The sequence below is a fragment of the Serratia montpellierensis genome (assembly GCF_020858655.1).
Taxonomy (GTDB): Bacteria; Pseudomonadota; Gammaproteobacteria; order Enterobacterales; family Enterobacteriaceae; genus Serratia; species Serratia montpellierensis.
In genome coordinates this window covers 92,014-103,967 of the sequence record NZ_VOSN01000019.1, presented here as the reverse complement: position 1 = coordinate 103,967, position 11,954 = coordinate 92,014, and the positions used below count along the sequence as shown (strand labels likewise).

The following is an 11,954-nucleotide window of genomic DNA, read 5'->3' as shown; positions in this document are numbered from 1 at the left end:
CCATGGTGCTCTACGCCGGGGCGCGCCGCGGCAAAGAGAACGGAGTGTAAATCATTCCGCCGGATTTGTTGAGAACCTGCGTGGCAGGGCGCCCGGCGGCAAACTGTCATTCTTTAAAATCGTTGGCGTCCAGCTCATGGCGCGACAGCAATTTGTAAAACTCGGTGCGGTTGCGGCCCGCCATGCGCGCGGCCTGGGTCACGTTGCCCTTGGTGATCTGCAGCAGCTTGCGCAGGTAGTGCAACTCGAACTGGTTGCGCGCTTCGGCAAAGGTCGGCAGCGCGGTGTTTTCCCCTTCCAGCGCCTGCTCCACCAGCGCTTCGCTGATCACCGGCGCCGAGGTCAGCGCCACGCACTGCTCGATGACGTTGACCAGCTGACGCACGTTGCCCGGCCAGCTGGCGGTCATCAGCCGCTTCATGGCGTCGGTCGAGAAGCTGCGCACGAACGGCTTGTGCCGCTGAGCCGCCTCGCGCAACAGGTGGTTGGCCAGAAGCGGGATGTCTTCGGCCCGCTCGTTGAGCGCCGGGATCTTCAGGTTCACCACGTTGAGGCGGTAGTAAAGGTCTTCGCGGAACTCGTTCTTCGCCATCGCCTTTTGCAGATCGCGGTGGGTGGCGGAGATGATGCGCACGTCAATGTCCAGATCGCGGTTGCTGCCCAGCGGCCGCACTTTGCGCTCCTGCAGCACGCGCAGCAACTTCACCTGCAGCGACAGCGGCATATCGCCGATTTCGTCGAGGAACAGCGTGCCGCCCGCCGCCGCCTGGAACAGCCCTTCGCGGCTGCTGACCGCGCCGGTAAAGGCGCCCTTGGCGTGGCCGAACAGTTCGGACTCCAGCAGCTGCTCCGGCAGCGCGCCGCAGTTGATGGCGATGAACGCCTTGCCGGCGCGCGGGCTGGCGGCGTGGATCGCCTGCGCCACCACCTCTTTACCGGTGCCGCTCTGGCCGTTGATCAAGACGCTGACGTCGGACTGCGCCACCATTTTCACCTGCTCCAGCAGGCGCAGCATCAGCGGGCTGCGGGTAACGATGTCTTCGCGCCAGGCCTCGTCGCCGGCCGGGGTGGCCGACAGCGCAAGCGCCTCGTCGATGGCCTTGTACAGCGCATCGCGATCCACCGGTTTGGTGAGGAAGCTGAATACCCCTTGCTGGGTGGCGGCCACCGCATCGGGAATCGAACCGTGCGCGGTGAGGATGATCACCGGCATGCCCGGCTGATGCTTTTGGATCTCGGCAAACAGCGCCATGCCGTCCATCTCGTCCATTCGCAGATCGCTGATCACCAGATCGATCTGCTCGCGCGCCAGCAGGCGCAGCGCTTCCTGGCCGCTTTCGGCGGTGGTGACGTGAAAACCTTCGCTGGTCAGGCGCATGCCCAACAGCTTCAGCAGGCTGGGATCGTCATCAACCAATAACAGGTTGGCCGGTTTGCGTGCAGTCATTGCGCGTGGGACTCCTTATTGGCAGGGTGCGGCGTATAGGTGTCTTCCGGTTCAACCGGCAGCGCGGTGCCCTTTTCCGGTTCGTCCTGGGACTCAGCCCCTTTGGTGGCCACACCGTTTTTACCGGCGGATTCGCCCTTTTGCGAGCCTGCGCCGTTGTCCGGGATTTCCCCTTGCAGCTGCTTGCGCGAAGAGAGCTGGCGCTCGATATCGGTCAAGTTTTCCAGCTTGCGCGAGGTGTCCTGCAGCTGCGATTGCAGCCGCGCCTGGCTCTGGCGCAGCGAATCGATCTGGCTGTCGCTGCTCTCCTGCAGATGCTGATAGCGCGCTTTCTCATCGAACAGCGTGATCTGCAGCAATTGCTGCTGGCGCCACAGCTGCGTCAGCGGACGCAGCGAGCCGGGGAATTCCATCCGATAGCTGTTGATCCTGTCGATGATCTGGCGGCGTTCGCCGGAGGTCGGCTGTGCGCTGCCCAGCAGGATGCTCTGTTTGAAAACGCCGGACCAGCTGTCGCCAGGCACCGTTTTCGCCAGCGCGCGCGCCTGGGTCGACCCGATGCGATCGGCGCAGTCCATCGCGCGCAGCCAGTAGAGCGAGTTATCCAGCGCGTCCTTGTCGTCCAACTGCCACAGGGTATCGCAAGCCGCGGTGCGGTAATCAATCACCTTGGTATCCGGGATCGCCTCTTGCTGCTGAGGGTTCAGGCCACCGCTGACGGCGCGATCGACGCAGCCCGCCAGCAACAGCGGCATAAAGAAGACGGCGCCCAACCAGCTGATCGGGCGTTTGCCGAGCGGCGCTCTGTGCGTGGCACGCGGTGAACGTTCGGTCTGTGAAAGACGAAGGCGTTTAGACCATGTGTACATTATTTATTCATTCTCGGCGGTTAACGGCAGTTCAATGCGGAAGCAGACGTCTGCACCGGCGACCGTCGCCAGTTGCAGCTCACCGCGCATGCGACGGATACAGTCCTGAGCGATGCTCAACCCCAGTCCGCTTCCTTTTACCGCCCCTTTTCGCTGGTGACTACCCTGGAAAAAAGGCTCGAAAATCATGGCTCTTTCAGCCTCGGGGATCGGCGTGCCGGTATTGGCGACGTCGATTTGCACCCGTTGTCCAACCTGACGGCTGCGGATCCAAATGTTACCGGATTCCTTGCCGTAGTGCACCGCATTGGAGTAGAGATTATCCAGCACGCGCATTAATAGCGTAGGCTCTGCCCAGCAGATTTCCGCCTCCAGCGTAATTTCGGTGGAAATCATCTTCGCCCGCGCCGGCAAACTGTGCGCGGCGACCACCAAATCGACCATTTCGCGCAGCTCGACGTTCTCGTGTTCCGCCGGGCCATCGGCCAGTTTGCGGTTGTAATCCAACAGCTGTTCAATCAGCTGCTGCAGATGGCGGCTGCTGTTGTCGAGGATCGCCACCACCTCTTTCTGATCGGAAGTCAGCGGCCCCGCCACCTCGTCGGCCAGCAGTTCGGTGCCTTCACGCATGCTGGCCAGCGGCGTTTTCAGCTCGTGCGAAATATGGCGCAGGAACTCGTGGCGCTGCGACTCCAGCCACGCCAGCCGCTCGCTCAGCCAGATGATGCGCTGCGCCAGCGAACGCAGCTCGCGCGGCCCCTTGAACGACGCGGTGCTGCCCAGCGCACGCCCTTCTCCCAGGCGGTTGATCATTCGCTCTACGGCCTTGACCGGCCCGATGATCATGCGGGTGAACAGCACCACCAGCAGCACGCTGACCAGGAACAGCAGCAGCGCCTGCCAGCCGAAGAACTGGCCCCGCTCGGCAATGGCCTGCTGCAGCTGCTGACCGCGTGAGAACACCACCGCGCGCGTGGCCTGCACCATTTCGGCGTTGGAACGGGAGAACGACTCGAGCAAGGCGGAAGCCTCTTGGTCCGGCCCGCTGTTATGGCATTTGATCGCGGCCAGCTGGGTCAGCAACTGGCGCAGCGTTTGGTAGTAGCGCTCGTCCGGCAGGATCGGCGCGTGGGCGTCCAGCATCTGCGAATACTGCTTGCGCTGGTTCTGGTACAGCTTCTGCAGCGTAGGATCGACCAGCACGCAGTACTGACGGTAGCTGCGCTCCATCTCCAGCGCCACGCTGGTCATCGCCTCGCTGCGCCGCGCGTCCACCAGCGTGGTGCGGTTGATGTCCGCCGCCTGCGCGCTGAGGTGATCCAGACTCTGGTAGGCCTGATAGGCCAGTACCAGCAGCGGCAGCAGCACCAACAGAAAGGCCAGCAGCACCAATTGCCGCAGCGAACGGGGGAATAAACGCCATTTTTTCAACGAAATCATCTCATTCTCTCAGCTCTGTCACGATGCTAACTGACTCGCCGGAAAGAGAAAAGCCCGGCAAGGGATAATCCTGAACGCGCCAGGAAAAAACCGTGGGATCGGTGAACCGCGCCCATAGGCCTGGCCTGCCGACGACATGCGGCCCCGGCAGCATCAACCGGTGCGAAAGCGAGAGTATAGGGAGAACGTCTGCGTTCGAGGGCATAGGCAACGAAACAGGGATAAGCGCAGCGTTGAGAATTGACATCGGGGCAAGAAACTTGCCCCAACGCAAGGAAAGTGTGGATGCCCTTGAACCTCGTCCCCAGGGTGATGTAGCGCAGCGGCTGGCATCGAACAGGACGAATAGCATCCGTAAGTATCCAGGATTGATGAACCCTTCATCACAGTTGGATACAGGCGGTGCCTCACTCCACGTGTCGCCCGATGCTTGATAAAGCCGTTTGCACGGTCTGTTATCGGTTTGGTTGGACGATAGGCACCATTTCTTTGGCATCATTCGGAGGCTTATGAGGCGATTTGCCGTCTAATTACGGCGCCGTCATAAAAAGTTGAATGAGCAACTGACGAGAATAATGCACGTTGCGTGCCAACTTTGCAATTAAAATTATAAATTGATGATTTTATTAAAAAATAAAATTATATCAGCAAATTTCTTTGCGCATCACGCCCCGATGAGCGATGAAAAAAACGCCGCGCTGTCGCCAAATGCAGACAACTAAAGCCAAACCCGCTTACCACCAATAAAATCAAACGGTTAAATGTCTCCATTTAGCGACAGGGAAAATAGCGCCTGTCGCAAAATGCAGACACTGCCGCCAGTCGGCGAGCGCCGGCCATAAAAAAGGGCGCAATTGCTTGCGCCCTCTGTACGGTGGTGGCCGTTTTTAGCCCAGCTGCTTACGGGCGTTGCGGAACATGCGCATCCACGGGCTGTCCTCGCCCCACTCTTCCGGGTGCCAGGAGTTGCTCACCGTGCGGAACACGCGTTCCGGGTGCGGCATCATCACCGTGGCACGTCCGTTGGCGCTGGTCACGGCGGTAATGCCGTTCGGCGAACCGTTCGGGTTAGCCGGGTAAGCTTCCGTCACCTGACCGGCGTTGTTGACGAAACGCAGCGCCACCAAACCGTGGCTTTCCAGCGCCGCCAGATGCGCCGCATCGCGCACTTCGACATGCCCTTCACCGTGGGAAACGGCGATCGGCATGCGCGAACCGGTCATACCCTGCAGGAACAGCGACGGGCTGGCCGCCACTTCCACCAGGCTGAAGCGCGCCTCGAAGCGATCCGACAGATTGCGCACAAAGCGCGGCCAGTGTTCGGCGCCCGGGATCAGCTCGCGCAGGTTGGACATCATCTGGCAGCCGTTGCATACGCCCAGCGCCAGCGTCTGTGGACGGTGGAAGAACGCTTCGAACTCGTCGCGCACCCGCTCGTTGAACAGGATAGACTTCGCCCAGCCTTCGCCGGCGCCCAGTACGTCACCGTAAGAGAAACCGCCGCAGGCCACCAGCGTATGGAAATCCTGCAGATCGCGGCGCCCTGCCAGCAGATCGCTCATGTGCACGTCCACCGCGTCAAAGCCGGCACGGTGGAACGCCGCCGCCATTTCAACGTGGGAGTTCACCCCCTGCTCGCGCAGCACCGCCACTTTCGGGCGAGCGCCCTTGGCGATGTACGGCGCGGCGATGTCTTCCTCCGGTGCGAAGGTCAGCTTCACGTTCAGGCCGGGATCTTGTTCATCCTGTTTGGCCTGATGTTCCTGATCGGCACACGCCGGGTTGTCGCGCAGCCGCTGCATCTGCCAGGTGGTTTCCGCCCACCAGGTGCGCAGCGTATTGCGGCTTTCGCTGTACAGCGCCTTGCCGTGTTGGGTGATGACGAAACGATCGCCGGCCTGCACGCTGCCGATGTGATGCACGTTGTCGGTCAGACCGTGCTGCGCGAACGCCTGCTTCACGTCGTCGAGACGTTCAGCGCTCACCTGGATCACCGCGCCCAGCTCTTCGTTGAACAGTACCGCCAGCGCATCGTCGCCGAGGCCGTCGAGATTGACGTCTACGCCGCAGTGACCGGCGAAGGCCATCTCCGCCAGCGTCACCAGCAGACCACCGTCGGCGCGGTCGTGGTAAGCCAGCAGCGCTTGATCGGCCACCAGCTGCTGCATGGCGTTGAAGAAGCCCGCCAGCTGCGCAACGTTGCGCACGTCGGCCGGTTTGTCGCCCAGCTGGCGATAAACCTGCGCCAACGCGGTGGCGCCCAGCGCGTTATGGCCGTTGCCCAGGTCGATCAACAGCAGCGCGCTGTCGCCCTTATCGGTGCGCAGCTGCGGCGTCACGGTGTGGCGCACATCCTCCACGCGGGCGAAGGCGGTGATGACCAGCGACAGCGGCGATGTCATTTCGCGCTGTTCATTGCCTTCCTGCCAGCGGGTTTTCATCGACATGGAGTCTTTGCCCACCGGAATGGTGATGCCCAGCGCCGGGCACAGCTCTTCGCCCACCGCTTTCACCGCTTCGTACAGGCCGGCGTCTTCGCCCGGGTGGCCGGCGGCGGCCATCCAGTTGGCGGACAGCTTCACGCGCTTCAGGCTGCCGATTTCCGTGGCGGCCAGGTTGGTCAGCGCTTCCCCGACCGCCAGGCGGCCGGAGGCGGCGAAGTCCAGCAGCGCCACCGGCGCACGTTCGCCGAGCGACATCGCTTCGCCGTAGTAGCTGTCCAGGCTGGCGGTGGTCACCGCGCAGTCGGCTACCGGGATCTGCCACGGGCCGACCATCTGGTCACGCGCCACCATGCCGGTAACGGTGCGATCGCCGATGGTGATCAGGAAGGTTTTCTCCGCAACGGCCGGCAGATGCAGCACGCGTTTCACCGCGTCGGCCAGCGTGATGTTCTCACGCTGCACCGCCTCGCCATGCGCCTGCAGGCGGGTAACGTCGCGGGTCATTTTCGGCGTCTTGCCGAGCAGCACGTCCAGCGGCATGTCGATCGGCTGGTTGTCGAAGTGGCGGTCGTTCAGCGTCAGGTGCTGTTCTTCGGTCGCTTCGCCGATCACCGCATAAGGTGCGCGCTCGCGGCGGCAGATCTCGTCGAACTGCGCCATCTGCGCCGGGGCAATCGCCATCACGTAACGTTCCTGCGATTCGTTGCACCACACTTCCAGCGGGCTCATGCCCGGCTCGTCGTTGAGGATATCGCGCAGCTCGAAGCGGCCGCCGCGGCCGCCGTCGCTCACCAGCTCCGGCATGGCGTTGGACAGGCCGCCAGCGCCGACGTCATGGATAAACAGGATCGGGTTCTGGTCACCCAACTGCCAGCAGCGGTCGATCACTTCCTGACAGCGGCGCTCCATTTCCGGGTTGTCGCGCTGCACCGAAGCGAAGTCCAGATCGGCATCGGACTGACCTGACGCCATCGACGAGGCCGCGCCGCCGCCCAGGCCGATATTCATCGCCGGGCCGCCCAGCACCACCAGCTTGGCGCCGACGGTGATTTCCCCTTTCTGCACGTGATCGGCACGGATGTTGCCGATGCCGCCCGCCAGCATGATCGGTTTGTGGTAGCCGCGCAGCTCAACGCCGTTGTGGCTGTTGACGCGCTCTTCATAGGTACGGAAGTAGCCCAGCAGCGCCGGACGACCGAATTCGTTGTTGAACGCCGCGCCGCCCAGCGGGCCTTCGGTCATGATATCCAGCGCGGTGACGATGCGTTCCGGCTTGCCGAAATCCTGCTCCCACGGCTGTTCAAAGCCGGGAATGCGCAGGTTGGACACCGAGAAGCCGACCAGGCCGGCCTTCGGCTTGGCGCCGCGGCCGGTAGCCCCCTCGTCGCGGATCTCGCCGCCGGAGCCGGTCGCGGCGCCCGGCCACGGTGAGATCGCCGTCGGGTGGTTGTGGGTTTCCACTTTCATCAGGATGTGCGCGTCTTCCTGATGGTAATCATACGTGCCGTTGTCCGGCGCGGCGAAGAAGCGACCGACCTGCGAACCTTCCATCACGGCGGCGTTGTCTTTATACGCCGACAGCACATAGTCCGGCGTCTGCTCATAGGTGTTCTTGATCATCTTGAACAACGATTTAGGCTGCTGTTCGCCGTCGATGATCCAATCGGCATTGAAAATCTTGTGGCGGCAGTGCTCAGAGTTGGCCTGCGCGAACATATAAAGTTCGATATCCGTCGGGTTGCGCCCCAAACCGGTAAAGGCATTCAGCAGGTAGTCGATCTCGTCCTGCGCCAGCGCCAGGCCGAGCCGGAGGTTGGCCTGCTCCAGCGCGGTGCGCCCTGCACCCAGCACGTCGACCGACTGATACGGCGCCGGCTGATGGTGCGCGAACAGCTGTTCGGCCTGTTGCAGCTCGCTAAAGACGGTTTCCATCATGCGATCGTGCAGCAGCGCGGCAAGCTGGCGCCACTGGGTTTCCGTCAGCTCGGGTGCCTTGACGTAGAACGCCAGGCCGCGCTCCAGGCGCACCACCTGCTGCAGACCGCAGTTGTGGGCGATGTCGGTGGCTTTGGAAGACCAGGGAGAAATGGTGCCCGGACGCGGCGTGACCAGCAACAACCGACCTTCGGGAGCGTGTTCGGCGAGAGAAGGACCGTACTTGAGCAGCCGCTGAAGTTTGGCGTGTTCTTCGGCACTCAGCGGTGCGCTGACATCGGCAAAGTGGACGTACTCGGCGTAGATATCACTGACGGGCAGGTGAGCGTCCTGGCAGCGGGACAGCAGTTTGGTAATGCGAAAAGCCGATAAAGCGGGCGAACCACGCAGAATTTCCATAATCAAAGTTCTCTCGTCTTCGAAGCGACGGATAAGACGCTTCATTGGGCGCAACAGGGGAAAACGCGCGTCATTATAGAGAATCCTCGCCGCCGACGAAACCGTTTGCGTAGGGATTATTGATAAAAGCGTGCCGCACCGTCGAATTGTCATAACGTGTCAATAAAGTTGCACACTGGCGTTTTGTTGCGCAAAATGCCCCCCGCACTGGTGATTTAACCATGAGAAAAGTCGCGGTTGTCGTCGCCGGTGTACCTGTGCCACCACTGGATAACTATTTGAAACGTCTTAAAATAAACTACATCCTCATCGGCGTTGTCACCCTGCTTCTGGCTCTCGCGCTGTGGCCCAATATTACCTGGCGCAGCGGCCAGGGCGGGCAACTCCAGGAGATCATCTCCCGCGGCGAGTTGCGTATCAGCACGCTGAATTCACCGCTGACCTATTTCAACACCAAGCAAGGGCCGGGTGGGCTCGACTACGAACTGGCCAAGCGCTTCGCCAACTACCTCGGGGTAAAGCTGGTGGTGATCCCCCATCAGAACATCAATGACCTGTTCGACGATCTGGACGACGATGACGCCGACCTGCTGGCGGCAGGCCTTATCTACAACCAGGAGCGCCTCAGCCGCGCACGCACCGGCCCCGCCTACTACTCCGTTTCCCAACAGCTGGTGTACCGGCTGGGCACCCCGCGGCCAAAAGGCTTCGCCGACATTAAAGGCAAGCTGGCGGTCGCCTCCGGTTCTGCGCACGTCAGCACGCTAAAGCAGCTCAAACAGGATAAATACCCGGATCTCGCCTGGGAAGCCTCCAGCGATCTCACCTCCAAAGAGCTGCTGGAGCGGGTTGCCGACGGCAAGCTGGACTACACCCTCGGCGATTCGGTGACCATCGCGCTGCTGCAGCGCATCCATCCGCAGTTGGCGGTGGCGTTCGACGTCACCGACGAAGAGCCGGTCACCTGGTATCTGAAACGCGACGGCGACGACAGCCTGTACGCGGCGATGCTGGACTTCTACAGCCAGATGGTAGACGACGGCACCCTGGCGCGGCTGGAAGAGAAGTACCTTGGCCACGTCGGCAGCTTCGACTATGTGGACACCAAAACCTTCCTGTCGGCCATCGATTCGGTGCTGCCCAACTTCCGCCCGCTGTTCGAGAAGCACGCCAACGAGATCGACTGGAAGCTGCTGGCGGCCATCGCCTATCAGGAATCGCACTGGAATCCGCAGGCCACCTCGCCCACCGGCGTGCGCGGCCTGATGATGCTGACCCGCGCCACCGCCGACGGCCTGGGGGTCAACGACCGCCTCGATCCGGAAGAGAGCGTTCAGGGCGGCGCCCTTTACCTGCAGCGGCTGATGGCCAAGGTGCCGGACAGCGTGCCGGAAGACGAGCGCATCTGGTTCTCGCTGGCGGCCTACAACATGGGCTGGGGCCACATGCTGGACGCGCGCAAGCTGACCAAGACGCAAAAAGGCAATCCGGACAGTTGGGTCGACGTCAAACAGCGCCTGCCGATGCTCAGCCAAAAACGCTACTACCCGCAGTTGACCTACGGCTATGCGCGCGGGCGTGAAGCCTACAACTATGTAGAAAATATCCGCCGCTACCAGGTCAGCCTGGTGGGCTATCTGCAGGAAAAAGAGAGAAAGGCGACGCAAGCGGCCGCCGAGCAGGAGGCGTTGGGGAAAGGCTATCCGACGGTGATGCCGGAACTGGCGCTCAACTACTGATTATTCCGGCTTATCCGCCGCCCGCTGCGCCAGCCTGAGCGCTTTTTTTTGTTCGCGGCGCAGGCGGAAGAAATTGCTCAGGGTGGCGGCGCATTCGTCCGCCAGCACGCCCGAGACGATCTCCACCTGATGGTTCATGCCCGGATGGCGCAGAATGTCCACCAGCGAACCGGCCGCGCCGGTTTTCTCGTCGGCGGCGCCATACACCAACCGACGGATACGGCTGTGCACCATCGCACCGGCGCACATCACGCAGGGCTCCAGCGTGACGTACAGCGTGGCATTCAGCAGGCGGTAGTTTTGCAGCACCGCGCCGCCCTGGCGCAGCGCCATGATCTCGGCGTGTGCGGTAGGATCGTGTCGGCCAATCGGGCGGTTCCAGCCCTCGCCGATGACCTGATTGTCCAGCACCAGCAGCGCACCCACCGGCACCTCGCCCTCTTCCTGCGCGCGCAGGGCCAGCTGCAATGCCTGACGCATCCAGTACTCATCATTATATTCAGTCATCGCATAATTCCTCGTGCGCTTTTGCGGCGGGCATTATACACACTAGCCTCCCTTTGTCGTAGCCGCCCGCCAATGGCTATACTGGCCAAATCAGCGTGTGATTCAGGGACAAGAAGCATGAAACTCAGTAAAAAGAACGCCACCGTGGTGCGCAAGGCGCTGGACGGCTGGGTTGGGGAAGGCGCCTTGACGCCCGAACAACGGCAGCAACTGCTGCAGCATGTGGACGTGCAGCCTTTCGACTGGCGGCGGCTGGCGCGCTATGCGTTTCTCGCCGCGCTGGCCTCGCTGCTGATCGCCGTCACCAGCCTGTTCGCCGACAGCGAACTGCTTGCATGGCTCAGCGGACTGTTCCGCTTCGACGCGCCGGTGCGCATGGCGATCGCCGGCGTACTGGCGGCGCTGGCCTACGTCTGGGCGCTGCGTCGCCGCCGGCGCCACCCGGAAAAACGCTACGGCAACGAGGCGGCGCTGTTTGTCGCCGTGTTGCTTACCGCCTGCGCCTTATGGCAGTTGGGGGTCTGGCTGGATAACGGCAGCGGCCGGGTTTCCGTGCTGCTGCTGTTCGCCGCGCTGCTGTACGGCGCGATCGGCTGGTTCAGCCGCTCCGGGCTGGTGTGGTGGTTCGCCCTGCTGTCGCTCGGCAACGCCTTCGGCGCCGAGACCGGTTACCTGTCCGGTTGGGGGGCCTACTGGCTCGGCATGAGCTACCCGATTCGCTTTATCGCCTTTGGTGCAGTGCTGATCGCCGCCGCGTTGCTGCTGCGGCCGCTGTTGGCGCAGCGCGGTCTGCAGCGGGTGTCGCTGGCGATGGGCCTGCTGTACCTGTTTATCGCCCTGTGGCTGCTGTCTATCTTCGGCAACTACGGCGATCTCGACAGCTGGTACAGCGCGCGCCAGATCGAGCTGTTCCACTGGAGCCTGCTGTTCGGGCTGGCTGCCCTCGCCGCCATCTGGCTGGGGTTGAAGCATGACGACACCATGCTGCGCGGCTTCGGGCTGACCTTCCTCGGCATTAACCTGTATACCCGTCTGTTCGAGTTTTTCTGGGACAGCATGCCGAAGGCGGTTTTCTTCGTGCTGCTCGGCCTGAGCCTGTGGGCGCTGGGGCATTATGCGGAGAAGATTTGGCAGCTGGGGCGCAAGCCGCACGACGTGACCGACGACTGATCGC

Annotated in this window: 7 protein-coding genes; 2 read left to right on the top strand and 5 right to left on the bottom strand. The window is 62.3% G+C overall.

Going from position 1 to position 11,954, the window contains the following annotated elements:
* Window positions 1-106: 106 nt before the first annotated feature.
* The 4 genes from glrR to purL form a co-directional block, all read right to left on the bottom strand.
* Window positions 107-1,447 (bottom strand): two-component system response regulator GlrR, encoded by a 1,341-nt coding sequence (gene glrR / locus FUU19_RS20385; RefSeq protein WP_025303931.1) that lies wholly within the window; start codon window positions 1,445-1,447, stop codon window positions 107-109.
* A complete protein-coding gene (gene qseG / locus FUU19_RS20380) occupies window positions 1,444-2,316 on the bottom strand; it encodes a two-component system QseEF-associated lipoprotein QseG (RefSeq protein WP_230490026.1) in 873 nt (290 codons plus the stop codon). The genes glrR and qseG overlap by 4 nt, the downstream gene beginning before the upstream one ends.
* A gap of 3 nt (window positions 2,317-2,319) precedes the next feature.
* Entirely contained in the window at window positions 2,320-3,756 is a 1,437-nt protein-coding gene (locus FUU19_RS20375) for a sensor histidine kinase (protein WP_049200747.1), read from the bottom strand.
* 887 nt (window positions 3,757-4,643) lie between these two features.
* Window positions 4,644-8,537, bottom strand: coding sequence for a phosphoribosylformylglycinamidine synthase (purL, locus tag FUU19_RS20370; RefSeq protein WP_230490342.1), 3,894 nt, complete (start codon window positions 8,535-8,537; stop codon window positions 4,644-4,646).
* 275 nt (window positions 8,538-8,812) lie between these two features.
* Here purL and mltF point away from each other — a divergent pair, with 275 nt between their 5' ends.
* A complete protein-coding gene (gene mltF / locus FUU19_RS20365; protein WP_202670462.1) occupies window positions 8,813-10,273 on the top strand; it encodes a membrane-bound lytic murein transglycosylase MltF in 1,461 nt (486 codons plus the stop codon).
* On the opposite strand, the gene tadA is transcribed toward mltF, so the two are convergent.
* Window positions 10,274-10,780 (bottom strand): tRNA adenosine(34) deaminase TadA, encoded by a 507-nt coding sequence (gene tadA, locus FUU19_RS20360; RefSeq protein WP_015378796.1) that lies wholly within the window; start codon window positions 10,778-10,780, stop codon window positions 10,274-10,276.
* A 117-nt stretch (window positions 10,781-10,897) separates the two neighbouring features.
* Here tadA and FUU19_RS20355 point away from each other — a divergent pair, with 117 nt between their 5' ends.
* The gene (locus FUU19_RS20355) at window positions 10,898-11,950 is read left to right on the top strand and encodes a DUF2157 domain-containing protein (protein ID WP_202670461.1); all 1,053 of its coding nucleotides are present in this window, start codon (window positions 10,898-10,900) and stop codon (window positions 11,948-11,950) included.
* Window positions 11,951-11,954 lie beyond the last annotated feature (4 nt).